General features: G+C 62.6%; 21 protein-coding genes. 15 read left to right on the top strand and 6 right to left on the bottom strand.

Features of this window, described 5'->3' with window-relative positions; translation table 11 throughout:
- Positions 1–17 precede the first annotated feature (17 nt).
- The 8 genes from hflX to PCE31106_RS20310 all read left to right on the top strand — a co-directional run bounded on the left by hflX (position 18) and on the right by PCE31106_RS20310 (position 8,028).
- Positions 18–1,187 (top strand): GTPase HflX, encoded by a 1,170-nt coding sequence (hflX, locus tag PCE31106_RS20345; protein ID WP_017231565.1) that lies wholly within the window; start codon positions 18–20, stop codon positions 1,185–1,187.
- Between the two features lie 221 nt (positions 1,188–1,408).
- Positions 1,409–2,761 carry an FtsH protease activity modulator HflK gene (hflK, locus tag PCE31106_RS20340; RefSeq protein WP_026131523.1) on the top strand — a complete coding sequence of 451 codons (1,353 nt, stop codon included), beginning with the start codon at positions 1,409–1,411 and terminating at the stop codon, positions 2,759–2,761.
- A gap of 12 nt (positions 2,762–2,773) precedes the next feature.
- Complete coding sequence (hflC, locus tag PCE31106_RS20335) at positions 2,774–3,676, top strand: protease modulator HflC (protein WP_017231567.1); 903 nt, start codon at positions 2,774–2,776, stop codon at positions 3,674–3,676.
- A gap of 71 nt (positions 3,677–3,747) precedes the next feature.
- Complete coding sequence (locus PCE31106_RS20330; protein WP_017231568.1) at positions 3,748–3,939, top strand: DUF2065 domain-containing protein; 192 nt, start codon at positions 3,748–3,750, stop codon at positions 3,937–3,939.
- 38 nt (positions 3,940–3,977) lie between these two features.
- Positions 3,978–5,138 (top strand): ATP phosphoribosyltransferase regulatory subunit, encoded by a 1,161-nt coding sequence (locus PCE31106_RS20325; protein ID WP_150564521.1) that lies wholly within the window; start codon positions 3,978–3,980, stop codon positions 5,136–5,138.
- 74 nt (positions 5,139–5,212) lie between these two features.
- Positions 5,213–6,553 (top strand): adenylosuccinate synthase, encoded by a 1,341-nt coding sequence (locus tag PCE31106_RS20320; protein WP_017231570.1) that lies wholly within the window; start codon positions 5,213–5,215, stop codon positions 6,551–6,553.
- A 27-nt stretch (positions 6,554–6,580) separates the two neighbouring features.
- Entirely contained in the window at positions 6,581–7,117 is a 537-nt protein-coding gene (locus PCE31106_RS20315) for a phosphoribosyltransferase (RefSeq protein WP_017231571.1), read from the top strand.
- Between the two features lie 233 nt (positions 7,118–7,350).
- Positions 7,351–8,028: a DUF4189 domain-containing protein gene (locus PCE31106_RS20310; RefSeq protein ID WP_150564520.1), complete on the top strand. Its 678-nt coding sequence runs from the start codon at positions 7,351–7,353 to the stop codon at positions 8,026–8,028.
- An 81-nt stretch (positions 8,029–8,109) separates the two neighbouring features.
- Here PCE31106_RS20310 and PCE31106_RS20305 read toward each other — a convergent pair whose 3' ends face one another.
- From PCE31106_RS20305 to PCE31106_RS20290, 5 genes are all read right to left on the bottom strand, one after another.
- Positions 8,110–10,188: a M3 family metallopeptidase gene (locus PCE31106_RS20305; RefSeq protein ID WP_150564519.1), complete on the bottom strand. Its 2,079-nt coding sequence runs from the start codon at positions 10,186–10,188 to the stop codon at positions 8,110–8,112.
- 235 nt (positions 10,189–10,423) lie between these two features.
- Complete coding sequence (gene folD, locus PCE31106_RS20300; RefSeq protein WP_017231574.1) at positions 10,424–11,278, bottom strand: bifunctional methylenetetrahydrofolate dehydrogenase/methenyltetrahydrofolate cyclohydrolase FolD; 855 nt, start codon at positions 11,276–11,278, stop codon at positions 10,424–10,426.
- A gap of 91 nt (positions 11,279–11,369) precedes the next feature.
- Positions 11,370–11,522 carry a hypothetical protein gene (locus PCE31106_RS24070; protein WP_174975330.1) on the bottom strand — a complete coding sequence of 51 codons (153 nt, stop codon included), beginning with the start codon at positions 11,520–11,522 and terminating at the stop codon, positions 11,370–11,372.
- A 72-nt stretch (positions 11,523–11,594) separates the two neighbouring features.
- Positions 11,595–12,239: a response regulator transcription factor gene (locus tag PCE31106_RS20295; protein WP_017231575.1), complete on the bottom strand. Its 645-nt coding sequence runs from the start codon at positions 12,237–12,239 to the stop codon at positions 11,595–11,597.
- The gene (locus PCE31106_RS20290) at positions 12,236–14,719 is read right to left on the bottom strand and encodes a PAS domain-containing sensor histidine kinase (protein ID WP_039829656.1); all 2,484 of its coding nucleotides are present in this window, start codon (positions 14,717–14,719) and stop codon (positions 12,236–12,238) included. The genes PCE31106_RS20295 and PCE31106_RS20290 overlap by 4 nt, the downstream gene beginning before the upstream one ends.
- A 342-nt stretch (positions 14,720–15,061) precedes the next feature.
- On the opposite strand from PCE31106_RS20290, the gene aceE reads away from it, so the two are divergent.
- The 4 genes from aceE (at position 15,062) to lpdA (ending at position 21,987) form a co-directional block, all read left to right on the top strand.
- Complete coding sequence (aceE, locus tag PCE31106_RS20285) at positions 15,062–17,749, top strand: pyruvate dehydrogenase (acetyl-transferring), homodimeric type (RefSeq protein ID WP_017231577.1); 2,688 nt, start codon at positions 15,062–15,064, stop codon at positions 17,747–17,749.
- A gap of 95 nt (positions 17,750–17,844) precedes the next feature.
- Positions 17,845–19,530, top strand: a complete 1,686-nt coding sequence (aceF, locus tag PCE31106_RS20280) for a dihydrolipoyllysine-residue acetyltransferase (RefSeq protein WP_150564518.1) — start codon at positions 17,845–17,847, stop codon at positions 19,528–19,530.
- 82 nt (positions 19,531–19,612) lie between these two features.
- The gene (locus PCE31106_RS20275; protein ID WP_026131554.1) at positions 19,613–20,194 is read left to right on the top strand and encodes an Ntn hydrolase family protein; all 582 of its coding nucleotides are present in this window, start codon (positions 19,613–19,615) and stop codon (positions 20,192–20,194) included.
- A gap of 20 nt (positions 20,195–20,214) precedes the next feature.
- The gene (lpdA, locus tag PCE31106_RS20270; protein WP_150564517.1) at positions 20,215–21,987 is read left to right on the top strand and encodes a dihydrolipoyl dehydrogenase; all 1,773 of its coding nucleotides are present in this window, start codon (positions 20,215–20,217) and stop codon (positions 21,985–21,987) included.
- A gap of 235 nt (positions 21,988–22,222) precedes the next feature.
- Here the strand turns inward: lpdA and PCE31106_RS20265 are convergent, their stop codons facing one another.
- Positions 22,223–22,786, bottom strand: coding sequence for a phasin family protein (locus PCE31106_RS20265; protein ID WP_150564516.1), 564 nt, complete (start codon positions 22,784–22,786; stop codon positions 22,223–22,225).
- Between the two features lie 486 nt (positions 22,787–23,272).
- Between PCE31106_RS20265 and PCE31106_RS20260 the strand changes: the two genes are divergently transcribed.
- From PCE31106_RS20260 to PCE31106_RS20250, 3 genes are read left to right on the top strand one after another with little or no spacing between them, the layout of a single operon-like run.
- A complete protein-coding gene (locus tag PCE31106_RS20260) occupies positions 23,273–24,214 on the top strand; it encodes a histone deacetylase family protein (RefSeq protein ID WP_150564515.1) in 942 nt (313 codons plus the stop codon).
- A gap of 53 nt (positions 24,215–24,267) precedes the next feature.
- On the top strand, positions 24,268–25,221 hold the full coding sequence (locus PCE31106_RS20255; RefSeq protein WP_150564534.1) for a DMT family transporter: 954 nt from the start codon (positions 24,268–24,270) through the stop codon (positions 25,219–25,221).
- Between the two features lie 44 nt (positions 25,222–25,265).
- A complete protein-coding gene (locus PCE31106_RS20250) occupies positions 25,266–26,087 on the top strand; it encodes a nitroreductase (protein WP_254441221.1) in 822 nt (273 codons plus the stop codon).
- The last annotated feature ends 166 nt before the right edge of the window (positions 26,088–26,253 follow it).

Raw genomic sequence — 26,253 nt, 5'->3', positions numbered from 1 at the left:
CCCACTCCCCGCGTAGCTTGACCATCAACGCCGCGCTCGTCGGCATCGATTTCGGCAAACTCGATTTCGAAGCCAGTCTCCAAGAACTCGACCTTCTGACGCAATCCGCAGGCGCCACGCCTGTCGTGACCGTTACCGGCCGTCGCCGTAGCCCGGACGCGAAGCTGTTCATCGGCAGTGGCAAAGCCGAAGAACTGCGTGCCGCGATCCACGAGTACGATGTCGAACTGGTGATTTTCAATCACGCCCTGACCCCCGGTCAGCAGCGTAACCTCGAACACCTGCTGCAGTGCCGTGTGGTCGACCGTACCAGCCTGATCCTCGATATCTTTGCCCAACGCGCCAAGAGTCATGAGGGCAAGCTGCAGGTCGAACTCGCACAGTTGCAGTATTTGTCCACGCGCCTCGTGCGCGCCTGGACTCACCTGGAACGTCAGAAGGGCGGTATCGGTCTGCGCGGGCCGGGTGAAACGCAGTTGGAAACCGATCGTCGCCTGCTCGGCGAGCGCGTGAAGTCGCTTTCTGCGCGTCTCGAACGGCTTCAGCGCCAGCACGACACGCAGCGACGGGCGCGTCAGCGCAGCGGCACCATGTCGATTTCGCTCGTGGGCTACACGAACGCAGGCAAATCCACGCTGTTCAACGCGATGACGAAAGCCAACGCCTACGCCGCAGATCAGCTGTTTGCCACGCTCGATACGACGTCGCGTCGCGTTTATCTTGGCGAAGTCGGGAACATCGTGCTGTCTGACACTGTCGGATTCATCCGCGAGCTGCCGCACCAGTTGGTGGCGGCATTCCGGGCGACGCTTGAGGAAACGGTGCACGCCAACATGCTGTTGCATGTGGTGGACGCCTCGAGTCAGGTGCGTCAGGAGCAGATGGCCGAGGTCAACGCCGTTTTGGCGGAGATCGATGCGGCGGACATCCCGCAGATTCTCGTCTGGAACAAGATCGATGCGGTGCCGGAACTGGCCGCGCAAGGCCCGAGAATCGAACGGGATGAAGCCGGGCGCATCACGCGAGTCTTTTTGAGCGCGCGCACCGGCGAAGGGCTCGACCTGCTGCGCGAGGCCATCAGCGAGGCGGTTGTGGCCGGCACGGGTGGGTTACAATCGCTGCAAGAAGCGCCCGATGTCCGGCTTATCGACCGTTGGACCGATGCGCCGCGCGCAGAAGACAGATAACACGAGACGTCGCACCATGTAGGGCGGAGCTTGCCACGGGGATTTCCGGCAGCACGGCCCAACGAGGGCGACGACCTGGCAAGAGACCAGACGGAGGCCGGTCAAGGCCGCCGATCGGCATACCAGATTCGGGAACCACGCGCGAACCGGCAGCATGCGCACTCCGAAGTGGGCGCGCCGGTCGCAACGCCAAGACCGCTTCAGTCACCACGCTTCTACCTATGCTTCCAAAAGCTTTGATGCGACGAGTTGGCTTGATCTTCTCCCTGAACGACCCGCGCTGGGGGCGGGACGGCGGCGGCGATACGCCGTCCGGTAATCAGGAACCGAACCGCCCCGATCGTTCGAACAATCCGAATTCGCAGGATCAGAAGGAGCCGCAGCGCGGACCGCAAGGTCCGCAGCAGGACGGCCCGCCCGACCTCGACGAACTTTGGCGCGATTTCAATCGGCGTCTTAACCGTATCTTCGGCCGCAAGGGCGGCGGGAGCGGTAACGGTGGCTCGAGTAGCGGCGCCGGGGGCTCGCGTGGCTCGGGTATCGGCGTCGGCGTGGTCGTCGCGCTGGCATTCCTGATCTGGCTGGCAACGGGCGTCTTCATCGTCCAGGAAGGGCAGGTCGGCGTCGTCACCCAATTCGGCAAGTACAAGTACACCACGACGTCGGGTATCCAATGGCGCCTGCCGTATCCGTTCCAGGCGGTCGAGATCGTCAACATGTCGCAGATCCGTTCGGTCGAAATCGGCCGCTCGAACACCATTCGCGACACCGATCTGAAGGACTCGTCGATGCTCACCGGCGATGAGAACATCATCGACGTGCGCTTTGCCGTGCAGTACCGCATCAAGGACGCCACCGAGTTCCTGTTCAATAACGTGGATGCCGAATCGTCGGTGAATCTGGCCGCGCAAACGGCCGTGCGCGAGATTGTCGGCAAGAGCAACATGGATTTCGTGCTCTACGCTGGCCGCGAAGAAATCGCCAATGAACTCGTCACCTCGATTCAACGCATTCTCGACGGTTACAAGACCGGCATCCTGGTCACGAGCGTGACGATGCAAAGCGTGCAGCCGCCTGAACAGGTGCAGGCCGCGTTCGACGATGCAGTGAAGGCGGGCCAGGATCTGGAGCGTGCCAAGAATGAGGCTCAGGCCTACGCTAATGACGTGATTCCGCGCGCCAAGGGCACGGCGTCGCGTCTGACGGAAGAGGCGGCCGGGTACAAGGCGCGCGTTGTGTCGCAGGCACAGGGCGATGCCGATCGCTTCAAGTCGGTGCAGGAAGCGTATGCGAAGGCGCCGGGCGTCATTCGCGAGCGGATGTATCTCGACACGATGGAGCAGATCTACTCGCGCACCACGAAGATCATGGTGGATTCGAAGAACAATAGTTTGTTGTATCTGCCGTTGGACAAGATCATGGAGCGTTCGCGTAGCGACGCGTCGGCCCCGGCACCGGCCTCGGGCGCCAGCACGGGGAAGGCCGCGGGTGCGCCCGCCGCCGATGACGGCAGCGATGTTGACCATGATCGATCGCGCGCGGCACTGCGCAACCGCGAACGCGATTCACGCTAAGGGGATAAGCGCATGAACCGTATTGGAACCGTTATTGTCGCGCTGATCGTTTTGTTGATCGTGCTTGCCTCGACCATGTTCGTGGTGGATCAGCGCCGTTATGCCGTGGTGTTCTCGCTGGGCGAGATCAAGGACGTCTATAGTCAGCCCGGCCTGAAATTCAAATTGCCGCCGCCGCTCCAGACCGTGTTGTATCTGGACAAGCGCATCATGACCATCGACAATCCCGAGCCGGAACGCTTCATCACGGCCGAGAAGAAGAACCTGATCGTCGACTCGTACGTGAAGTGGCGTATTGTCGATCCGCGCAAGTTCTATGTCAGCTTCAAGGGGGATAGCCGCCTCGCGCAGGATCGTCTGACGCAGCAGATTCGCTCGGCGTTGCAGGAAGCGTTCACCAAGCGCACCGTGACCGAGGTCGTGTCGTCGCAGCGCGATCAGGTCATGCAGTGGGTGAAGCAGAAGGTCGGCGAGGACGCTGCGCAAGTCGGCATCGAAATTGTCGATGTGCGGATGCGCAGGGTCGATCTGGCCGCGGGTATCAGCGATTCGGTGTACAGCCGGATGGCGGCGGAGCGCAAGCGCGTGGCGAACGAATTGCGTTCGACCGGCGCGGCCGAGGCCGAGCAGATTCGCGCCGATGCCGACCGCCAGCGCGACGTGGTCGTGGCGGAGGCCTATGCCAAGGCGCAGCAGGTCAAGGGGGAGGGCGATGCGACGGCTGCCGGTATCTACGCGCAGGCGTTCGGTCGCGATCCGCAGTTCGCCCAGTTCTATCAGAGCCTCGAAGCGTACAAGGCGACCTTCCGTGACAAGCGCGACGTGATCATTGCCGATCCGAACAGCGATTTCTTCCGATTCATGCGTGGTTCCGGCGGTGCGGCTGGCGCGCCGGCCGGAAAAGCGCGAAAATAGCGTCCTTGACATCCGAGTAGCTGCCACCGCCCGCGTCAATCGCGGGCGGTGGCATTTTGGCCGAGTCCCCTGTGAGCACCAGCACGATTCTTCTCGCTTTGGCCCTCATGCTGATTGTCGAGGGAATGTTTCCGTTTGTCGCACCAGACCGGTGGCGGCAAAGTTTTCGTAAAATAACGGAAATGCCGTCCGGCCAAATTCGCTTTTTCGGTTTGGCCGCCGTCTCGCTGGGGCTGATTCTGATGCTGCTGGCCGACCACTAAAAGGCGCTTTCTCGCGCCGCCTGAATACCGAAATACCCATGCCGAACTGGCTACTCCCCGAAAATATCGCCGACGTGCTGCCTTCCGAGGCGCGCAAGATCGAAGATCTGCGCCGGCTGATGCTGGACCGTTTCCGTACCTACGGCTACGAACTCGTGATGCCGCCGATGCTCGAGTACGTCGAGTCGCTGCTGACCGGCACCGGCCATGACCTCGATCTGCGCACTTTCAAGCTCGTCGATCAGCTTTCCGGGCGCACCATGGGCCTGCGTGCGGACATTACCCCGCAGATTGCCCGTATCGACGCTCATTTGCTCAATCGGAAGGGCGTGACGCGGCTGTGCTATGCCGGAAGCGTGCTGTTTACGCGTCCGCGTAATCTGCTGGCAACGCGCGAGCCATTCCAGATCGGTGCCGAAATCTTTGGGCACAGCGGGCTCGAAGCCGATCTCGAGATCCAGGAACTGCTGCTTTACTGTCTCCAGCTTGCCGGTCTGAAGCAGATTCGTATCGATTTGTGCCACGCCGGTGTGCTCGAAGCGTTCATCGAGGGCGTGCCGGCCGCTGAGGCCATCGAGAGTGAGTTGTTCGGGGCATTGGCCACGAAGGACGTGCCGCAGCTCGAGGCGTTGACCCGCGATCTTCCGGCGAGCCTGCGCGATGCCTTGCTGGCGCTGACCACGCTGTATGGCGAACCGGCCGAGACGCTCGCTCGTGCCCGCAAGGCGTTGCCGGACCTGCCCGGCGTGAGGGCGGCACTCGACGATCTGGCCTATCTGGCGGCGGCGCAAAGCAAGGACGGGCCGGCCGTATTGTCGATCGACCTGGCCGATTTGCGTGGATATCAGTACCACAGCGGCGTGATGTTCGCGGCCTATGTCGACGGCATCCCCAATGCGATTGCGCGCGGCGGCCGTTACGACAAGGTGGGCCAGGCGTTTGGTCGAGACCGTCCGGCAACGGGCTTTTCGCTGGATTTGCGTGAATTGGCCGCGATTTCTCCGGTCGAAGCGCGGAGTAACGCGATTTTGGCGCCGGCTGACGATGTGCCGGGGCTGCGCGCGAAGATCGACAGCCTGCGCAACGCGGGTGAAGTCGTTATTCGCATGCTGCCGGGCCACGATCAGGATTTCGAGGAGTTCACGGGCGACCGCGTCCTTGTCGAAAAAGCGGGCCAATGGGTTGTGACACCCCGGTGAACGTCGCTGAAAAAAGCGGCACTAGCCTACGCCAACACGGGTAGAATACGTTTTTAACCAAACCAACTATTGTTATGTCCGGCAATGCTTTGAATCAGGGGCGCAACGTCGTCGTTATCGGAACTCAATGGGGCGACGAAGGTAAGGGTAAGGTCGTCGACTGGCTGACCGATCACGCGCAAGGCGTGGTGCGTTTTCAAGGTGGCCACAATGCCGGACATACGCTCATCATTGGTGGCAAGAAGACAATTCTGCGCCTGATTCCCTCGGGCATCATGCACAAGGACGTCACCTGCTACATCGGCAACGGCGTGGTGCTCTCGCCGGAAGCGCTGTTCAAGGAAATCGAGGAGCTGGAAAGCGCGGGCCTGAATGTGTGCGGTCGTTTGCGCATTTCCGAAGCCTGTACGCTGATTCTGCCGTATCACGTCGCCATCGATCAGGCGCGTGAAGCCCGTCGCGGCGCCGGCAAGATCGGTACGACCGGTCGCGGCATCGGCCCGGCTTACGAAGACAAGGTCGGTCGCCGTGCGCTGCGCGTGCAGGATCTCTTCGATCCGGAGACTTTCGCCGAGCGTCTGCGTGAAACCCTCGATTATCACAACTTCGTCCTGACGCAGTATTTGGGCGCGAAGGCCGTCGACTTCCAGGAAACGCTGGATACGATGCTGAGCTACGCTGCGCGTCTGCAGCCGATGATCGCCGACGTGTCGCAGATGCTCTACGCGGCCAACCGGGAAGGCCAGAACCTGTTGTTCGAAGGCGCCCAGGGCACGTTGCTCGACATCGATCACGGTACGTATCCGTTTGTGACCAGCAGCAATTGCGTCGCGGGTGCCGCTTCGGCTGGCGCGGGCGTCGGTCCGCAACAACTCCATTACGTGCTGGGCATCACCAAGGCCTATTGCACTCGCGTGGGTGCGGGGCCGTTCCCGAGCGAACTGTACGATGCGGACAACCCCGCCCGTCAGGAAGCGATCGGTCTGCAACTGGCCACGGTCGGCAAGGAATTCGGTTCGGTGACGGGCCGCCCGCGCCGTACCGGCTGGATGGATGCCGCAGCACTCAAGCGCTCGATTCAGATCAACGGCGTGACCGGCCTGTGCATGACCAAGCTCGACGTGCTCGACGGTCTCGACACGGTGCGTCTGTGCGTCGGCTACAAGATTGGCGACAAGACGGTCGACATCCTGCCCCGTGGTGCGGTGGATGTGGCGCGATGCGAGCCGGTGTACGAAGACTTCCCCGGCTGGTCGCAGAGCACGGTGGGTGTGACGGCATGGGACCAATTGCCGGCTCAGGCGCAGAACTACCTGAAGCGCATTGAAGAGGTGAGCGGTATTCCGATCGACATGGTGTCGACCGGCCCGGATCGTGACGAAACCATCTTGTTGCGTCATCCGTTCAAGCACTGAAGCACCGTAGCGTTGGCACAGCACACCATGAATCTACCCCAAAACGACGACAAGAACCTTTGGGTCTCGTGGGACGAGTATCATCGGCTCATCGAGCGACTTGCGCTCAAGGTCTACGAATCGAACTGGAAGTTCGACAAGATCCTGTGCCTGGCCCGGGGTGGCTTGCGTGTGGGCGATCAACTCGCGCGCATCTACGACGTGCCGCTCGCGATTCTGGCGACCAGTTCCTATCGTGAAGCCGAAGGGACCGTTCGCGGTGACCTCGACATCGCTCACTTCATCACCATCACGCGCGGCGAGCTGGAAGGTCGCGTGCTGCTGGTCGACGACCTGGTCGATTCGGGCGTGACGCTCGAGCGCGTTGGCAAGCACCTCAAGGAGCGTTTCCCAAAGGTGACAGACGTGCGCTCGGCGGTGCTGTGGCACAAGGCGTGTTCGAAAGTGGCGCCCGATTACGCGGTCGATTTCCTGCCGACGAATCCGTGGATTCACCAGCCGTTCGAAGAGTACGACACGCTGCGTCCGCACAATTTGTCGGCGTGGATCAAGCGCGGCACCTGAGCGACGACGGGATGGCCGAACATGCCGCTCGGCGGCGTTCGGCAAGGGCGGAACCCCGACAAACAGGCGGTGACATCGTGAGATGCGCCGCCTGTTTTGTTTTGAGTGCACGTCGTTGGTGCGTTGTCACTTGATTGCGGCGTGACCGAACGGCCTTGCGGCGAGGCCATATGGCGGCTGATTTCCCTTCTGCTTGAGGCTTCGTCGGTTCGGGCGATGTGATCTGATGCCGTATGAATCTCGACTTTTGGAAATCCCGCGGCAACGGTCCCGTCAAGAATTTGTGGCGGCGTTTCTATCCCTTGATTTGCACAGTAGGGCTCGCGAGCGTGCTGGCGATCGCCAGCACGCCGAGTGTCGCGGCGTCGGCGGTGGCCGGGGTGCGGACCGCGAGCGGGATTCGGTATGTGTCGGTGACCGACCAGACGTCGATGGCAAAGGCCAAGGTGGCCGCGCTGGATCGTTGCCGAGCCCAACTGGCTTCCGGTCGCCGGGGCGGGCGATGCGACGTGTTGATGTCCGGTAATGGGCCGGCTTACTGGGCGGTCGTGCGTGCAGTCAATGGAGAGATCGGCATTGCGCTGGGTGACACGCAGACGTCTGCCGTTCAGGACGCCTTCGCCGTGTGTCAGCGCGCAGGGCAATGTTCGCTCGATAGCGCACAGGTTTGGTTCGATAGCGGTCAGCGTCCGGGGAGGCGTTTGCCGACACCACAGGCGGCGTCAGTGTCGCCCGCACCCTGCCGGATTCCCACCGGGCAGGTGGTTCGCATGCAGACACGATGCGTCGAAGGTGCATGCGTGCGAACGTATGAAAACGGATGCACCATTCGCTTCCAGGCGGCTCACTGTCTCGATAAGGGAACGAGCCAATATGTTTGGCGACCGAACGGCTGTGACGAAGATGAATGATGGTGTGCATCCTGTATCACGATAAACAACGGGCGCACAGAGGCGCCCGTTGTTCATTCCTCGCTGACTTGATGCGGTGCGTCAGCTTGCCGACATGCCACTGTGGCGCAGCAAGGCATCGACTTCCGGTGCGCGACCCCGGAACGCAATGAACGACGCCATTGCTTCGCGACTGCCGCCCACCGCGAGAATTTCATCGCGGTAGCGGGCGCCGGTGGCGGTATCGAGGACCGAGCCGCTGACCTTCGCCGCCTCTTCAAACGCCGCATACACATCCGCCGACAGCACCTCGGCCCACTTGTAGCTGTAATATCCCGCCGCGTACCCGCCCGCAAAGATGTGGCTGAACGTATTCGGCCAACGCGAAAAATCCGCCTGAGGCGTAACGTGCAATCGATCGTTGATGCGTTGCGAAAGCGCCAGCACCGACTCGTTGCCGTGCGGATCGAAATCGTAATGCAGGTGCATGTCGAAGTCGGAGAAGACCAACTGACGCAGCATCATCAAACCGCTCTGGAAGTTGCGGGCGGCCACCATCTTGTCGAACAGGGCTCGCGGCAGCGGGGCACCCGTCTCCACATGAGCGGTCATGTGCTCAAGCACATCCCACTCCCAACAGAAGTTCTCCATGAACTGGGACGGCAACTCGACAGCATCCCACTCGACGCCATTGATGCCCGCCACGCCGGCATCTTCCACTTGCGTGAGCATGTGATGCAGGCCGTGCCCGAACTCGTGGAACAGCGTGATGACGTCGTCATGCGGCAGCAACGCCGGCTTGTCGCCGACGGGGGCAGGGAAGTTGCACACGAGGTACGCCACCGGCGTTTGCAGCGTGCCGTTGCGCAGGCGCTTGCGTGTGCGGGCACTGTCCATCCAGGCACCGCCGCGCTTGCCTTCGCGGGCGAACAGATCCATGTAGAACTGCGCCACGAGTTCGCCATCGCGCTCGATGCGGAAGAAGCGAACGTCCGGATGCCACGTTTCGGCATCCTGCGGGCGAATCGTCACGCCGAACAACGTGCCGGCCACGCGAAACAGACCGTCGAGCACCTTGGGCAACGGAAAATACTGACGGACTTCCGACTCCGAGAAATCGTAGCGTTGCTGGCGCAGCTTCTCCGATGCGTAGGTCGTGTCCCAGGGTTGCAGCTTCTCGATGCCCAGCGACTCGGCGGCAAACGCTTGCAGTTCGGCCCAGTCTTGCTCGGCGTACGGACGCGCGCGGCGGGCGAGGTCTTCGAGGAACTCGAGGACTTGCGCGGGCGATTCCGCCATTTTGGGCTCGAGCGATACTTCGGCGTAATTCTTGAAGCCGAGCATGTGTGCTTCCTCGCGGCGCAGCGCGAGTTGCTCGACAACGATCTCGGTGTTGTCCCAGTCCGCCTCGCCGTTGCCGAATTGCGGGCCGAGTTCGGAAGCCCGGGTCACATTGGCCCGGTACAGCGTTTCGCGAAGCGCGCGATTGTCGGCGTATTGCAGCACCGGGAAGTACGAGGGGAAATGTAGCGTGAATTTCCAGCCGTCCAGGCCGTCTCGCTGTGCGGCGGCACGTGCCGCGGCCTTGTCGTCGTCGGGCAGGCCGGCGAGGTCCTGCTCGTCGGTCACGACAAGCGAGAATTTGTTGGTCGCGTCGAGCACGTGATCCGAGAAGCGCTTGGCGAGGTCCGCCTGTGCTTCCTGAATGTCGGCGAATCGCGGTTTCTGGTCTTCAGGAAGTTCGGCGCCGCCCAATCGGAAGCCGCGCATCTCGTTGTCGAGAATTTTCTTGCGAGCCGGAGAGAGGTCCGCGAATTCCTGGCCGGCTGCAATGGCCTTGTACTTTTCGAACAGCGCCAGATTCTGGCCGACGCTGGCGGAGAATTCGGTGACGCGCGGCAGGTTATCGCCGTATGCCGCGCGAAGCGCAGGGGTGTCGGCGACGGCGTTCAGGTGTCCAACGATTTCCCAGGCCCGGCCCAAACCTTCGGTGCCGTCTTCTACGGCGTCGAGAATGTTGGCCCACGTCGGCGGCGTGGAGGGATCTGCAGCCTTGTCCACAGCCGCACGCGCTTGTGCCAGGAGCACGTCGACGGCGGGCGTTACGTGTTCGGGGCGGATCTCGGCAAAACGGGGAAGTCCCTGGATATCGAGCAGAGGGTTGGTTTGTGGCGTATTCATGCGTTCGTTGTCCACGGGGAGGGGCTTATGAAGAGTGTGGGGGCATCCCGGGCAATTTTCCAGTCGTTTTTTTCAACCGGTCCGATTGGGCGTGTTGGCGGCGGAATCCCTGGAGTGCGACGCCCGGCCGGCATTCAACGGCTTACGCCGGCGATTCGACCACGGGCCCAAAAGCAACAAGGGCGCGCGCGACCGAGAGGTCGAGCACGCCCGGCGTGACGCGCGGTGCTGACGATCAGGCGTCGAGGGCGCGCTCGGCGGCCTCAAGCGTGTTGACGAGGAGCATGGTGATCGTCATCGGTCCCACGCCGCCCGGTACCGGCGTGATATAGCCGGCCACATCCTTGACGCCGTTGAAATCGACGTCGCCGCACAACTTGCCCGCGTCGTCACGGTTCATGCCGACGTCGATGACTGCCGCACCCGGTTTGACCATATCGGCCGTGACGATATTGCGCTTGCCCACGGCCGCGACAATGACGTCAGCGTTGCGGGTGTGCGCGGCCAGATCTCGCGTCTTGCTGTTGCAGATCGTGACGGTGGCGCCTGCCTGGAGCAGCATCATCGCCATCGGCTTGCCAACGATGTTCGACGCGCCGATTACCACGGCCACCGCCCCGCGCAGCGGGAAATCGACGGACTCGAGCATCTTCATGCAGCCATAGGGCGTGCACGGGCGGAACAGCGGTGCCCCCGTCATCAGGGCGCCCGCATTCGACACGTGAAAACCGTCGACGTCCTTTTCCGGCGCAATGGCTTCGAGCACCTTGTGGCTGTCGATGTGCTTAGGCAGGGGCAGTTGAACGAGGATGCCGTTGATCTTTGGATCACGGTTGAGTTCATCGATGCGGGCAAGCAGGGCGCTTTCCGTCAGATCGGCCGGATAGCGGTCGAGCGAGGAATACAGGCCGTTGTCTTCGCAGGCCTTGACCTTGTTGCGCACGTAGACCTGACTGGCCGAATCCTCGCCGACCAGCACCACGGCAAGCCCGGGTTGGTGGCCGCGGGCGGTCAGAACGGCGGCACGGGTGGCAACTTCGGCGCGAATACGTTTGGCGAGGGCGTTGCCGTCGATGAGGGTGGCGGTCATGATGCGTGGATATCGTAGGAAGGATGGGGGCTGGCCCGAGGGGCCGGATACGGCCGCGCCGGTCAGGCAGGTGACAGGCGCAAAGACCGTATTATAGCGGCGCGCCGCAGCGCGCGGGAGGGGGCGCGGCGGGGGAGGCGGCGGCTTCGAGCGAGCTACGGCGCTGCACGGCTGACGCTGCTCGCCGCGTCTCCTTGGCGAGCAACATCATGCCGACGCAACCGGTCGAGATGCTACCGGTCATGGGTCCGGCGCTCCGGCCCCTCCCGCCAGTCAGCTGGCGCGATGGCGAGCGGACGGCGGGCGGCGACCGGGTTCAGGGGCGAGGCGATCCGCCGGAACGTTTCGAGAGTGCCAGGCGGAGCAGGTCGGCAACGGTGTTGACGTTGAGCTTCTCCATGATGTTGGCACGGTGCGCCTCGACCGTCTTGATGCTGATGCCAAGATCGTCTGCGATCTGCTTGTTCAGACGGCCGGCAATGATGCGCTCGAGCACCTGATGTTCACGACTTGTAAGCTTGGACAGCAGATCCTCGGCGGCTTGCAACTCGCGTTGGCTGCTGGCGTCTTGCCGTGCTTTTGCGAGCATCCGCTCGACTTGAGCACGCAATTCCGCTTCGTCGAATGGCTTTTCGATGAAGTCCATCGCGCCCTTCTTCATCGTGTCGACGGCCATCGGCACGTCGCCATGGCCCGTCACGAAGATGATGGGAATGTTGAACCGGTTCTCGACCAGCTTTTCCTGAAGTTCCAGGCCGCTCATGCCCGGCATGCGGACATCCAGAATCAGGCAGCCAAGCTGATGCCCGTTGTAGTGCGAAAGGAATTCTTCGGCACTGGCAAAGCCTCGTACGTGGTAGCCATTGGCCTCGAGTAGCCAGCGAAGCGAGTCGCGGACCGCCTCGTCGTCATCAACGACGAAGACGGTTTCTTGTTCGATAGTGGTGTTGGGTGTCGTCATAGTCCTCCCCCGGATCCGGATGTCGTATCGCCTTCTAACGGTAACAGAATACAAAAAGTACAACCATTCCGCACGCCGTCGACGTCATTGTTTTCTACCCACAGACGGCCGTGGTGCGATTCGATGATCGAACGGCAGATATTCAGGCCCATGCCCATGCCGTCCGATTTAGTGCTAAAGAAAGGTTCAAACAACCGTTCGATGGTGGCCTCGTCCACCCCAGGTCCATGATCCGAGACTTGGAATTCGACCGATTTATCTCGCCGTTCCACGTGCAGACGCACGCTCAGGTCGCGACGCTGGCCGGGCGGCGGCGTATAGCCGTGCATGGCCTCGGCGGCGTTCTTGAGCAGATTCACGAGCACCTGTTCGATCAGCACCGGGTCGACGTTGATCTGTGGCAGTCCTGCCGGCAGCTCGGTCACAATGCGAATGCGGCGCTTGCGCGCTTCAATCTCGGCGAGGCCCACGGCATCCGCGACGATCTCATAGATCGACGAGGGTTGACGCTTCGGTTCGCTACGTTTCACGAACGCGCGAATCCGCTTGATGATCATGCCCGCACGCACCGCCTGCTGTGACGTTTTTTCCAGCGCGGGCAGCAACGTTTCCGGCGAGGTGCGCCCGGCGCGCACCAGGGCCGCCGTGCCCATGCAGTAGTTGTTGATGGCCGCGAGCGGCTGGTTCAGTTCGTGGGCCAGCGACGAAGCCATCTCGCCCATGGTCGTCAGACGCCCCGTGAACTGCAGGCGTTCTTCTTCCTGACGGGCCAGCTCCTCCGCATGACGGCGGGCCGTAATGTCCGTTGCCACCTGCAACTGTGCCAGGTGGCCGTCCACCCACTGAATATATTGCCGCCGGACTTCGAACCATTTCTGGTGCGCCGGCAGATAAATTTCCTGTGTCTGCGCAGCCGTGTCGGTGAGCGACGCGGCAGGCAGTCCGGCAAAGGCATCGACCAGATCGATGTGATCGAGCGACGTAGGGGAGAGTTCGCCGCCACCGGACAACTCCAGGTGGCCTTCCGGGCGCGTACCGAACAACTGACGGTAATAGCGATTCGCGAACAACAATTCCGCCTTGTCGACGGCGAGTACCGATACCGACGCGTCGAGGCTCTCCAGCACGGTCGTGAACCGCTCATGGGCGGCGGCGAGTTCTTCGCGCGCCCGCTTGGGTTCGCTGATATCGGTCAGCGACGACATCCAGCCGGTCTGACGGCCATGCGCGTCCACGAGCGGCGAGACGAACATGCGCGCGTAGAAAATCGTGCCGTCTTTGCGCTGCACGCGAATTTCGAAGCCGTGCGAGGGCGCCTTGCCGCGCAGCGTCATGTCGATGCGACGCTGCATTTCGTGGATGTCGTCTTTGGGCCAGTAAGGGTAGGGCGGCGCCCGGTACATGAGGTCCTGCTCGTCCCAGCCTGTCATCCGGCAGAACGCGGGGTTCACGTAAGTAATGTGGCCCTGCAGGTCGAGCACACGCATGCCGATGACGATGGAGTTCTCCATGGCCCGCCGGAACGACGTCTCGTTGAACAGCGCCTGCTGTGCCTCGAAGCGCTGGCGCGTATGCCGCCAGAGGCTCCAGAGGCTCCAGAGCACGAAGCACGACAAGCCGGCGATCAGCCACACCAGCGTGTTGTTGACGAAATTGCCGACGGCAGGATACGAGTAGATGCGCACCGCGAGACTGTGCCCAGGGGGATCGAGGAGCAGCTCGTAGGAGACATCGCGCGGTAACGGCGGGCGTGTCGATGTTGTTGCCAGCTCGTTGTTGTGAGTGTCGATGAACGACACCTTGAACTTGTCGCCAAGCTCCTGCGGCAACTCGTGGATCAGCAAGCCTTCCACCGAATACACCGCACTGATCGTGCCGAGGAACTCGCGCTCGCGCAGCACGGGCACCTGTACAACGATGTAGCTTGCGCCCGAGGCGTCATAAATCAGGGTGGAATAGGCCGAGCGGCGCGAATCGCGGGCGGCGCGGAACGCGACCAATAATTCGTCTTCCATTGGATGCTGCGCCGAGCCCTGCAACCGCGACGCGAACGGGGAATCCGCCGGCGCCGCCCACTTGGGACGCTGCGACGCGTCCAGCCAATTCATGAAGACGATGTCCGCATGATTTTGCATCACTTCGTTCGCCGTATTCTGGAAGTGCGCAACGTCCTGCGGCTTGGCTGCCGTGTCGCGCGCAAGCGAGCTGATCTGATCTTGAATGGCCAGCATGTTGAGGCGAATCTGTTGCTGCGCCCATGCCACATTCCGATACAGCGTGTCCTGCTGTTGCTCCGTCTCCCGGCGGTTCAGGCTCCACAGGATCAGACTCATCACCACGAGAAAGATCACAATGGAGACGAGCGGGACCAGCAAGTAGTAATGCGACTCCGCGAACCCCTGCAACCAGCGGTTGGAGCGGGCAGACGTAGCGGCGGACCGGGACGGCGGAGCGGAATTGGCAAGGCGGGGCGAAAGCATGGCGAGATTGTAGCGCAGGCCGGGCGGTTTCCCGCTGCCATCGACGGCGAGCGCTTGCTTTTCGGAAGCCTCCGAGCTTTTGCGTAAGACGGCCGCGCAATTTGCTCTTGAGACCGATCGGTACGCTGGAAAATCGTGGTGTGATGGCACCAGCAACCTATTGATTTTATGTGCACTGCAGCAGAATTCCGCATTATAAAATTTACTATCGTAATCTGAAATTTCGCTTGCGAAGGCGGGAGTAACCTTCGTACAATGCCCCGGTAAAAAAGCCGGTGGGCCCGTCCATAAAGCGGGATTCGACCGTCACGCCAACCCGCTAACGACAGACAAGGAGACACCATGTCCGCCGTACCTGAAGAAGCCCTCAAGATCGTGTCCCCCGCGGACGCCGATCCCCAAGAAACGCAAGAATGGCTGGCCTCGCTCGAAGGCGTGCTGGCGGCCGAGGGCCCAGAGCGTGCCCACTACCTGCTCGAGAAGCTGATCGAGTTCGCCCGCATCAACGGCGAACATCACCCGTTCTCGGCGAATACCCCGTACATCAACACCATCCCGCTCGACCAGCAGGCTCGTATCCCCGGCGATCAGGATGTCGAGCACAAGATTCGCTCGTACACGCGCTGGAATGCGATCGCGATGGTGCTGCGCGCCGGCAAGGACACGAACGTCGGCGGTCACATCGCGTCGTTCGCCTCGGCCGCAACGCTCTATGACGTTGGTTTCAACCATTTCTGGCATGCGCCGTCCGACAAGCACGGTGGCGACCTGGTCTTTGTGCAGGGCCACTCGTCGCCGGGTGTGTACAGCCGCGCCTTCCTGTTGGGCCGTCTGGAAATGCCCCAGCTCGAGAACTTCCGCCAGGAAGTGGACGGCGGCGGTCTGTCGTCGTATCCGCACCCGTGGCTGATGCCTGACTTCTGGCAGTTCCCGACGGTGTCGATGGGCCTGGGCCCGATCATGGCGATCTACCAGGCGCGCTTCATGAAGTACATCGAGTCGCGCAACATCGTGAAGACCGAGGGCCGCAAGGTCTGGGCCTTCCTCGGCGATGGCGAGACGGACGAGCCGGAATCGCTCGGCGCCATCGGCATGGCCGGTCGCGAGCATCTCGACAACCTCGTGTTCGTGATCAACTGCAACCTGCAGCGCCTGGACGGCCCGGTGCGCGGTAACGGCAAGATCATCCAGGAACTCGAATCGGAGTTCCGCGGCGCCGGCTGGAACGTCATCAAGGTGATCTGGGGCAGCCGCTGGGACACCTTGCTCGCCCGCGACAAGAAGGGTCTGCTGATGACGCGCATGATGGAGTGTGTTGACGGCGAGTATCAGACCTACAAGTCGAAGGACGGCGCGTACGTGCGCGAGAACTTCTTCAATACGCCGGAACTCAAGGCGATGGTCGCCGACTGGTCAGACGAAGACATTTGGGCGCTGAACCGCGGCGGCCACGATCCGCACAAGATTTTCGCCGCATACCAGGCGGCCACCCAGCACAAGGGGCAGCCGACGGTCATTCTGGCCAAGACCATCAAGGGCTACGGCATGGGTGAGGCCGGTCAGGCCATGAACATCACCCACCAGCAGAAGAAGATGCCGGTGGAGTCGCTCAAGAAATTCCGCGACCAGTTCAAGCTGCCGATCGCGGATGACCAGATCGCCGACGTGCCGTACCTGAAGTTCGAGGAAGGCTCGAAGGAACTCGAATACATGCGCGCGCGCCGCATGGAGCTGGGCGGCTATCTGCCGCAGCGTCGCACCAAGGCCGCATCGTTGCCGGTGCCTGCGCTGTCCGCATTCGATGCCCTGCTCAAGGCGACCGCCGAAGGCCGCGAGATCTCGACGACGATGGCGTTCGTGCGGATTCTCAACGTGCTGCTCAAGGACAAGGCGCTGGGCCAGCGTATCGTGCCGATCGTGCCGGACGAATCCCGCACCTTCGGTATGGAAGGTCTGTTCCGCCAGATTGGTATCTGGAGCCAGGTCGGCCAGCGCTACATCCCGCAGGATCAGGATCAATTGATGTTCTACAAGGAATCGGAGAGCGGTCAGATTCTGCAGGAAGGCATCAATGAAGCCGGTGGCATGTGCGACTGGATCGCGGCCGCAACGTCGTACTCGACGCACGGCGAGACGATGATCCCCTTCTACATCTTCTACTCGATGTTCGGCTTCCAGCGCGTGGGCGACCTGGCCTGGGCGGCCGGCGACATGCGCGCTCGCGGTTTCCTCGTGGGCGGCACGGCCGGTCGTACGACCCTGAACGGCGAAGGTCTCCAGCACGAAGACGGTCACTCGCTGCTGTGGGCGTCGTCGATTCCGAACTGTTTGCCGTACGATCCGACGTTCGCTTACGAACTCGCCGTGATCGTTCAGGACGGCCTGCGTCGCATGGTGCAGGATCAGGAAGATGTCTATTACTACCTGACCGTGATGAACGAGAACTACCCGCATCCGGCCATGCCGGAAGGCGTTGAGCAGGACATCCTGAAGGGGATGTACGCGTTCCGTCGCGGGGCGGACGACAGCAAGGCACCGCGCGTGCAACTGCTGGGTTCGGGTACGATCTTCAACGAAGTGATCGCCGCCGCCGAAATGCTCAAGAACGATTGGGGCGTCGAATCGGATCTGTGGAGCTGCCCGAGCTTCACGGAGCTGGCCCGCGAAGGTAACGACGCGGCGCGCCACAATCTGCTGCACCCGACCGAGCCGGCGCGTTTGTCGCATGTCGAGTCGTGCCTGAACGACACCCGTGGTCCGGTCATCGCATCGACCGACTACATCCGCACGTACGCCGATCAGATTCGCCCCTTCGTGCGGGGTCGTTATGTGGCGCTCGGCACCGACGGCTACGGCCGTTCGGATACGCGCGAGAAGCTGCGTCACTTCTTCGAGGTGGATCGTAACTGGGTCACGGTCGCTGCCCTCAAGGCATTGGCCGACGAAGGCACGCTGCCGGCGACCAAGGTTGCCGAAGCGATTGCCAAGTACAACCTGGATCCGAACAAACCCAACCCGATGACCGTCTAAAGGCCGCTTCGCGCGGCGCGTGCGACCGTCAGCCGCCTCAAGCGGCAGGCGGGGCGCGCCGCGCGTCAAGCGCAGCCTCGAGGAGACTGTGGAAAATGAGTCAAGTGATCGAAGTGAAAGTCCCCGATATCGGTGACTTCAAGGACTTGCCCGTCATCGACGTGCTGGTCAAGGCGGGCGACAAGATCGATGCCGAGCAGGCCCTGATCACGCTGGAATCGGACAAGGCGACGATGGATGTGCCGAGCCCGGCCGCTGGCATCATCAAGGCGCTGAGCCTGAAAGTCGGCGATGAAGTATCTGAGGGTTCTCTTATTCTGACGCTCGAGACCGCCAACGGTTCGGGCGCGCAAGCCAGTGCGGCGGCAGCCCCCGCGCCGACGCCTGCGGCTGCGCCGCAAGCGGCCGCGCCAGCCGCGGCACCCGCTGCACCGGCCGCATCGGCAACGGCAACCCCGGCCGCCAGCGGCGGTACGAGCAAGATCGACGTCAAGGTGCCGGACATTGGTGGGTATGACGACGTGCCCGTGATCGATGTGCTGGTCAAGGTGGGCGATACCGTGACGGCCGAGCAATCGCTCGTCACGCTGGAGTCCGACAAGGCGTCGATGGATGTGCCGAGCCCGGCTGCGGGTGTGGTCAAGGAATTGAAGATCAAAGTGGGCGACAAGGTGTCGGAAGGCACGTTGATCGTTGTGCTCGAAGGCGCTGTTGCCGCCGCACCGGCGAAGGCCGCTGCCGCTGCCGCAGCGAGCGCGCCGGCCCCGGCGGCACCGAGCGCTGCCCCCGCAGCCCCGGCTCCGGCGCCGGCCCCGACCGCCGCGCCAGCGACCCCCGCTGCCGCGTCGGACCATCCGCCGATCAGCCACGCCAGTCCGTCGGTGCGCAAGTTCGCCCGCGAACTGGGGGTGGATGTGACGCAAGTGAAGGGGACCGGTCCGAAGGGCCGCGTGGTCGTTGACGATGTGCGTAACTTCATCAAGAGCGCGCTTGCGGGCAATCGCCCTGCTGTGTCGGGTGCCGCGCCTGCCGGTGGTGGCGAGCTGAACCTGTTGCCGTGGCCGAAGATCGACTTCTCGAAGTTCGGTCCGATCGAGCCCAAGGCGCTGTCGCGCATCAAAAAGATTTCGGGTGCAAACCTGCACCGCAACTGGGTCATGATTCCGCACGTCACGAACAACGACGAAGCGGATATCGGCGAACTCGAAGCGTTCCGCGTGCAGTTGAACAAGGAAAACGAGAAGGCTGGCGTCAAGGTCACGATGCTCGCCTTCGTCGTCAAGGCCTGTGTGATGGCCCTGAAGAAGTTCCCCACGTTCAACGCAAGTCTGGACGGCGACAACCTCGTCTTCAAGCAGTACTTCCACATCGGTTTCGCCGCCGACACGCCGAACGGTCTGGTGGTGCCAGTTGTTCGCGACGCCGACAAGAAGGGCGTGTTCGAAATCGCTCGCGAGACCTCGGAACTGGCGAAGCTCGCCCGCGAAGGCAAGCTCAAGCCTGACCAGATGCAAGGCGGGTGTTTCTCGATCTCGTCGCTCGGCGGTATCGGCGGCACAACCTTCACGCCGATCATCAACGCACCGGAAGTGGCCATTCTGGGCCTGTCGCGTTCGTATCAGAAGCCGGTGTGGGATGAGCGCAAGCAGCAATTCCTGCCGCAACTGACGCTGCCGCTGTCGCTGTCTTACGATCACCGTGTGATCGACGGCGCCGAGGCGGCACGCTTCAACGCCTACCTGGGGCAACTGTTGCAGGATTTCCGTCGCGCGATGCTGTAATGGCAGGCGCCGCCGGTTGCGCGCAAGCGCAAGTCCGGCGGCGCTCGCGCGAACGCTTCAGGATCTGGACGGGGAGGGCATCATGACCACCGTGGTAGTCGTCAAGAAGGCCGGTGAGATCGCGATTGCCGCCGATTCGCTTGTGACGTTCGGCGATACGCGGCTCTCGCAATCGTACGAGGAAAATCGCAAGGTTTTTCTCGTAGGCGATTCCTATGTTGGCCTGGCGGGCACGACCGCACACTTTCCGGTCATGCGCGCCATTCTCTCCGGCATGGCGGACGAATGCCGTCTGCACTCGCGTGACGAGGTGTTCCGCACGTTCTGCCGCGTCCACCAGAAGCTCAAGGAAGAGTATTTCCTCAACACCAAGGAAGAGGAAGACGATCCGTACGAGTCGTCGCAGATCACCTGCGTGATCGCGAATCCGACCGGCATCTACGGGATTTATTCCTACCGGGAAGTGTTTGTTTTCGATCGGTTCTGGGGGATTGGCTCAGGGCGCAATTTCGCGCTCGGCGCCATGTACGCCCTCTATGATCAGGATCTGAGTGCCAGCGCCATCGCCGAAGCGGGCGTGAAGGCGGGGGCGGAGTTCGACAAGAGTTCCGCCGCCCCATTTCAGGTGCACACGTTTCCGATCGATACCACCATCAAGTCATAAATGCGACAGGGAGACCCCGCATGAGTCTCATCGAAGTCAAAGTACCGGACATCGGCGCAGAGGGCGTGGATGTCATCGAAGTGATGATCAAGCCGGGCGACAAGATCGCCAAGGATGCATCGCTCATTACGCTTGAGTCTGACAAGGCGTCCATGGAAGTGCCGTCGGAAGTGTCGGGCACGGTCAAGGAAGTGAAGATCAAGGTGGGCGACAAGGCCAGTCAAGGCACGCTGATCGCGCTTGTCGAAGTGGACGGCGCCGGTGCCGCCAAGGCCGAAGCGCCGGTGGCCGCCTCCGCGCCGGCAGCGCCTGCCGCCGCCGCGCCTGCGGCAAAGCCGAGCGCCCCGGCCCCGGCTGCGGCCAAGCACAGCGGCGGTGCCGACACCGAGTGCGACGTGCTCGTGTTGGGCGCCGGTCCGGGCGGATACTCGGCGGCGTTCCGCAGTGCCGACCTGGGCCGCAAGACCGTGCTCGTCGAGCGCTATGCGACCCTCGGCGGCGTGTGCCTGAACGTCGGTTGCATCCCGTCGAAGGCGCTGCTCCATACGGCGGCCGTTCTCGAAGAGGCCCAGACGCTCGGTCATCACGGCATTTCGTTCGCGAAACCCGAGATCGATCTCGACAAGCTGCGCGCCTACAAGGAAAGCGTGGTCGGCAAGCTCACGGGCGGTCTGGCCGGCATGGCCAAGATGCGCAAGGTGGAAGTCGTGCGCGGCGTCGGCACGTTCCTCGACCCGAATCACATCGAAGTCGTCGCGCAAGACGGCAGCAAGCGCACCGTGAAGTTCGCGCAGGCCATCATCGCCGCGGGTTCGCAGGCGGTGAAGTTGCCGTTCCTGCCGGAGGACCCGCGCATCGTCGATTCGACCGGCGCCCTCGAGTTGCGTCAACTGCCGAAGAAGATGCTCGTGATCGGTGGCGGCATCATCGGTCTGGAAATGGCGACGGTGTATAGCGCCCTGGGCACCGAGATCGATGTCGTGGAAATGCTCGACGGCCTGATGCAAGGCGCCGACCGCGATCTGGTCAAGGTCTGGGAGAAGATGAACACGAAGCGCTTCGGCCGCGTCATGCTCAAGACCAAGACCGTGGGTGCCGAGGCCAAGGCCGATGGCATCTACGTGAAGTTCGAGGGCGAGGCGGCACCGGCGGAGCCCCAGCGTTACGACCTCGTGCTGGTCGCCGTGGGCCGCAGCCCGAACGGCAAGAAGATCGGCGCCGAGAACGCGGGCGTCGCCGTGGGCGATCGCGGGTTCATCGATGTCGACAGGCAGATGCGGACCAACGTGCCGCACATCTTCGCGATCGGCGATATCGTCGGTCAGCCGATGCTGGCCCACAAGGCCGTGCATGAAGCCCACGTCGCGGCGGAAGCGGCGGCAGGCGAGAAAGCTTATTTCGACGCCATCCAGATTCCGTCGGTCGCCTACACCGATCCGGAAGTGGCTTGGGCCGGCAAGACGGAAGACCAGTTGAAGGCCGAAGGGGTGAAGTACGGCAAGGCCGTGTTCCCGTGGGCGGCATCGGGTCGCGCGATCGCGAACGGCCGTGACGAAGGCTTCACCAAGGTGCTGTTCGATGAAGAAACGCATCGCATCGTTGGCGGTGCCATCGTCGGCACGCACGCCGGCGATCTGATCGGCGAACTTTGCCTGGCCGTCGAGATGGGCGCGGATGCCGTCGATATCGGGAAGACGATTCACCCGCACCCGACGCTGGCCGAATCGGTCGGTATGGCGGCGGAGATTTACGAAGGCGTTTGCACCGACGTTCCGCCGGCCCGCAAGAAGTAAAGCGCGTCGGTGTCTGGTGTGCGCCTCGGATGATTCTGGGGGGCGCGCGCCGGACATGCATGACGTGACCGATGTCCGACGCGCCGCATTCGGGGCGAGGTCGGGTGCCAAAAAAACCGCCATTTCGCTCCGAGATGGCGGTTTTTTCTATGGCGTCGACGTCGCCGTTCGCCCCAAAAACGAAAAACCCGGCACGAGGCCGGGTTCGAACGCTAGCGTCGCGAGACGCTATCGATTACTTCTTGGCGCTGGAGGCAGCACGCGAAGCCTGAGCAGCAGCCTTCGTCGCGACGCTGGTCGCGGCAGCGAAGTTCGTCTCGGCGATTTCAACGGCTTGCTTGGTGGCCTTCTGCACGCTGTCGAACGCGCTGTTGGCTGCCGACATGGCCGACTTGGCCAGTGCAACGGCAGACTCCGAACCGGCCGGGGCGTTCTTGGCCAGATTGTCGAACAGGGCTTGCACGTTCTGCGAGCTTTCCGCCAGTTGGGCTTCGGCCACCTTCGTCACTTCGGCTTGCGTCGACGAAGCGATTTCGTACAGGTGGCGGCCATACGCGATCGCCTTTTCGGCGGCGGGCTGGACGAGGTTGGCTTGCAGGGCGAGCAACTCTTGCGCGTCTTTCACTGCGAAGGCCTTCTGCGCGGTCGAGGCGGACTCGGCCAGCGATGCCTTGACGGCTTGCAGGTTCAGCTCAACGAGCTTTTCCATGCCTTCGAACGCCTTGTTGGTCAGGCCAAAAAGGGTTTCGAGATTGGCTTTGTGGGCGGCGGCGAATTGCTCGGGGGTCAGAAACGACATGGCGTTCTCCTATGATGGTGTCATACACAACGTATCGACCCACTCCGTGTTCGCTAATGAGTTCTCACCTTATCCTGGTGAAAACACGGTTGGGGCCTCTAAATGGGGGTGCGATTTCTTTTGTGCATCGCACAATTGCAAGTGTAGAGATATTTTTGTCGCTGTCAAGTCTTTTTTGTGCGCTGCAACAATTCAATAAAAGCTTACAAAATCAACCGGTTGGGATCCCATGACTAACATGTGACACCGCGTTGCGGCGAATGGTGGGCACCGTCCGGAAACGCTTCATTGGTGCGGCTCCGCACCGTTTTGGCACCCGGCGCACCCCGTGCGCCGATGTTACTATCGTCGAGTTCCGGCACTGGCGAGACATCTTCGCGGTCAACGGCTCGCTGCCTTACCGAGCGTGGCTCGCGTGGTCCATGCGCCTGTGCCGATGTCGTTCAACGCCCTTTTGCGTGCCGCCACTGCCGGCCATTCGTGTCGATGCAAGCGTTCTACAGCGATCATTTCGTGCTGCCGTTGCCACCCGGGCATCGGTTTCCGATGGAAAAGTATGCCCGTCTGCGCGAGCGTGTGGCGGGGGAGTTGCCGCACGTTGCGCTTGCCGAGGCATTGTCCGCGGACGACGTGATGCTCGGTCGCGTCCACTCGCCGGCGTACGTGGCGCGAGTGAGCGCCGGTCAGTTGGATCCCAAAGAGCAGCGTACGATCGGATTCCCATGGTCACCGCAAATGGTCGAGCGCTCGCGCCGGTCGGCGGGGGCGACGGTGGCCGCCTGTCGGGCCGCGCTGACCGATGGCGTGGCTGCGAATCTCGCTGGGGGGACACATCACGCGTATGCCGACCGCGGCGAAGGCTTCTGCGTGTTCAACGACGCGGCGGTCGCGGCGCGCACGATGCAGGCCGAACTCGGCCCGGGCACGCGTGTGGCGATCATCGATCTCGACGTGCATCAGGGCAACGGCACGGCGGCCATTTTCGAGCACGACCCGAGCGTGTTCACGCTGTCGCTGCACGGCGAGCACAACTACCCGTTTCACAAGGCGCGCGGTGACCTCGACGTGGCATTGCCCGACGGCTGCGGCGACGACGATTACCTGGTCGCGCTCGGCCACGCACTGACCGATCTCTTCGCGCAATTCACCCCGACCCTTGCGATTTATCTCGCGGGCGCCGATCCGCTGGCGAATGACCGGCTTGGCCGGCTGGCATTGACGCATGACGGCTTGCTCGCGCGCGACCGTCGGGTGCTGACGGCCTGCGCAGAGCGCGGGCTGCCGGTGGCTATCGCAATGGCAGGCGGCTACGGCCGCGACATCGAACAGACGGTCGCCGCGCATTTTGCGACGATCCGCCTCGCCGATCAGTTCCAGCAGGCGGTCCGCCGTCGGCACCCTGCGCCGGCAGAAGGTGCTCTCGTATGAGCGAGCATCGCACCGTGTCACCTTCGCCCGCGAATGCGCCGCATGGTCGCGAGATGGCCGGCACCGAACGTGCGGCGATCTGGCGCGCGGCCATGCCGTGGTGGTTCGTGTTGATCTGGAGCACCGGTTTTATTGTCGCCAAATACGGCATGCCGAATGCCGAGCCGCTCACCTTTCTAGCGCTGCGCTTCGGCGGCACGCTGCTGGTCATGCTTCCCATCGCCTGGTTGACGGGCATGTCATGGCCGAGGCGGCGCGCGGTGGAGGGCCGGACGGTACCGGCCGGCGCGATCGGGCGCATCGACTGGCCGCTCATTGCGCATCTTGCCGTGTCCGGCACGCTGATCCAGGCGGTGTACCTCGGCGGCGTCTGGGCAGCGATCAAGCACGGCGCGCCCGCCGGGCTGGCCGCGCTGGTCGTCGGCATCCAGCCGTTGTTGACGGCGCTCTTCGCACGTGTGGTCGGTGAGCCGGTCTCGCGCCGGCAATGGTTGGGGCTGCTGTGCGGATTCGCCGGCGTCGGGCTGGTGGTGGCCAACAAGGTTGGCGTTCGCGGCATCGGTGCGGGTCCGGTGGCATTGTGCGTGTTGAGCCTGCTCGCGATCACGGCGGGCACGCTCTATCAAAAACGGTTTTGCGCCCATTTCGATTTGCGTGTCGGCACGCTCGTGCAGTTCGGTGCGGCGTTTGCGGTAACGCTGCCCGCCGCGTGGATGCTCGAGACGATGCAAGTGCGCTGGAACGCGCCAATGATCGGTGCGCTGGTATGGTCGGTGCTGGCGTTGTCGATCGGTGCCATCTCCTTGCTGTTTCTGCTGATTCGACAGGGTGCCGCGACCAAGGTATCCAGCCTGATGTATCTGACGCCACCGACGACGGCGGTCATGGCCTGGTTGCTGTTCGGCGAGACGTTGTCCCCGCTGAGTGCCGCCGGGATGGTCGTCGCGGCGCTTGGCGTTGCGCTTGTCATCGAGCGGCGGGCGGTGCCGGCCGCGTCGTCGCCATGAGCCGGGCGACGCATTTCTCCCTTCGTTTGCCGTGAGCCTGACTTATGAAACACCTACAGCAACACCCGCACCAGGACGCCGCACAGCCCGTGGAGCAGAACGCCGCCGAGGCAGCCGACTTGCATGCGCAGCCGGGCACGGGGGAGGGGGCGCGTCGCCCGACGATCGGCAATGACGCCGAGCAGCGTGTGGCCTATGTCGACGAGGCCATCCGCAGCCGGCGATCGATTCGGGCGTACTTGCCCACGCCGGTGCCGCAGGCAACGGTGGCGGACATTCTTGGCGTGGCCTCGCGTGCGCCGTCGGGCAGCAACATTCAGCCTTGGCAAACGTATGTATTGACCGGCCAGGCGCTGACGTCGTTGACGTCGCGCCTGCTGGAGGCGTTCAACGACCCGGCGCAGCGCCTGATGCATCAGGAGGAGTACGCCTACTACCCGCGCGAGTGGACGGAACCTTACCAGGCGCGGCGGCGCAAGGTCGGTTGGGATTTGTATGGACTGCTGGGTATTGGCCGCGCCGACAAAGACCGCATGCAGGGGCAGCACGCGCGCAACTTCTGTTTCTTCGATGCGCCGGTCGGACTGATCTTCACGATCGATCGACACCTGGAGCAGGGGAGTTGGTTGGACTACGGCATGTTCCTGCAGAGCGTGATGGTCGCGGCGCGGGCGCGAGGCCTCGACACTTGCCCGCAGGCCGCGTTCGCCACGTTTCACCAGGTAATTGCGGCGGAACTGCGCCTGCCCGAGACCCGAATGGTGGTGTGCGGCATGGCATTGGGGTATGCGGATCCGGAGGCCATCGAAAACCAGCTTGTCACCGACCGTGCGCCGCTGGCTGAGTGGGCGCATTTCCTAAGCTGAATCGTCTCTGAATGTTGGCGTTATTTGGCAATTTGTTGCGAATGTGCAGTTTGGCGGATTGCGCCGCACAAAACTGCCAGATGCCGGTTTAAGTATTTCAGCTAAGTCGTTCATATTGCTTATTTTTTGGGAAGTTACTAAACTTCTTCCAAACTCGTTGCCTGTC

It is taken from the genome of Pandoraea cepalis (genome assembly GCF_902459665.1).
Taxonomy (GTDB): Bacteria; Pseudomonadota; Gammaproteobacteria; order Burkholderiales; family Burkholderiaceae; genus Pandoraea; species Pandoraea cepalis.
Note: the sequence above shows the minus strand (reverse complement) of the source record. Positions and strands in the feature narration are given on the sequence as shown.

What these genes read in the sequence shown, in the direction of transcription:
- hflK (WP_026131523.1), top strand. Translation starts at nt 1,409, where the DNA reads ATGCTTCCAAAAGCTTTGATGCGACGAGTTGGCTTGATCTTCTCCCTG.
- hflC (WP_017231567.1), top strand. Translation starts at nt 2,774, where the DNA reads ATGAACCGTATTGGAACCGTTATTGTCGCGCTGATCGTTTTGTTGATC.
- PCE31106_RS20325 (WP_150564521.1), top strand. Translation starts at nt 3,978, where the DNA reads ATGCCGAACTGGCTACTCCCCGAAAATATCGCCGACGTGCTGCCTTCC.
- PCE31106_RS20320 (WP_017231570.1), top strand. Translation starts at nt 5,213, where the DNA reads ATGTCCGGCAATGCTTTGAATCAGGGGCGCAACGTCGTCGTTATCGGA.
- PCE31106_RS20315 (WP_017231571.1), top strand. Translation starts at nt 6,581, where the DNA reads ATGAATCTACCCCAAAACGACGACAAGAACCTTTGGGTCTCGTGGGAC.
- PCE31106_RS20310 (WP_150564520.1), top strand. Translation starts at nt 7,351, where the DNA reads ATGAATCTCGACTTTTGGAAATCCCGCGGCAACGGTCCCGTCAAGAAT.
- PCE31106_RS20305 (WP_150564519.1), bottom strand. Translation starts at nt 10,188, where the DNA reads ATGAATACGCCACAAACCAACCCTCTGCTCGATATCCAGGGACTTCCC.
- folD (WP_017231574.1), bottom strand. Translation starts at nt 11,278, where the DNA reads ATGACCGCCACCCTCATCGACGGCAACGCCCTCGCCAAACGTATTCGC.
- PCE31106_RS24070 (WP_174975330.1), bottom strand. Translation starts at nt 11,522, where the DNA reads ATGACCGGTAGCATCTCGACCGGTTGCGTCGGCATGATGTTGCTCGCC.
- PCE31106_RS20295 (WP_017231575.1), bottom strand. Translation starts at nt 12,239, where the DNA reads ATGACGACACCCAACACCACTATCGAACAAGAAACCGTCTTCGTCGTT.
- PCE31106_RS20290 (WP_039829656.1), bottom strand. Translation starts at nt 14,719, where the DNA reads ATGCTTTCGCCCCGCCTTGCCAATTCCGCTCCGCCGTCCCGGTCCGCC.
- aceE (WP_017231577.1), top strand. Translation starts at nt 15,062, where the DNA reads ATGTCCGCCGTACCTGAAGAAGCCCTCAAGATCGTGTCCCCCGCGGAC.
- aceF (WP_150564518.1), top strand. Translation starts at nt 17,845, where the DNA reads ATGAGTCAAGTGATCGAAGTGAAAGTCCCCGATATCGGTGACTTCAAG.
- PCE31106_RS20275 (WP_026131554.1), top strand. Translation starts at nt 19,613, where the DNA reads ATGACCACCGTGGTAGTCGTCAAGAAGGCCGGTGAGATCGCGATTGCC.
- lpdA (WP_150564517.1), top strand. Translation starts at nt 20,215, where the DNA reads ATGAGTCTCATCGAAGTCAAAGTACCGGACATCGGCGCAGAGGGCGTG.
- PCE31106_RS20265 (WP_150564516.1), bottom strand. Translation starts at nt 22,786, where the DNA reads ATGTCGTTTCTGACCCCCGAGCAATTCGCCGCCGCCCACAAAGCCAAT.
- PCE31106_RS20260 (WP_150564515.1), top strand. Translation starts at nt 23,273, where the DNA reads ATGCAAGCGTTCTACAGCGATCATTTCGTGCTGCCGTTGCCACCCGGG.
- PCE31106_RS20255 (WP_150564534.1), top strand. Translation starts at nt 24,268, where the DNA reads ATGGCCGGCACCGAACGTGCGGCGATCTGGCGCGCGGCCATGCCGTGG.
- PCE31106_RS20250 (WP_254441221.1), top strand. Translation starts at nt 25,266, where the DNA reads ATGAAACACCTACAGCAACACCCGCACCAGGACGCCGCACAGCCCGTG.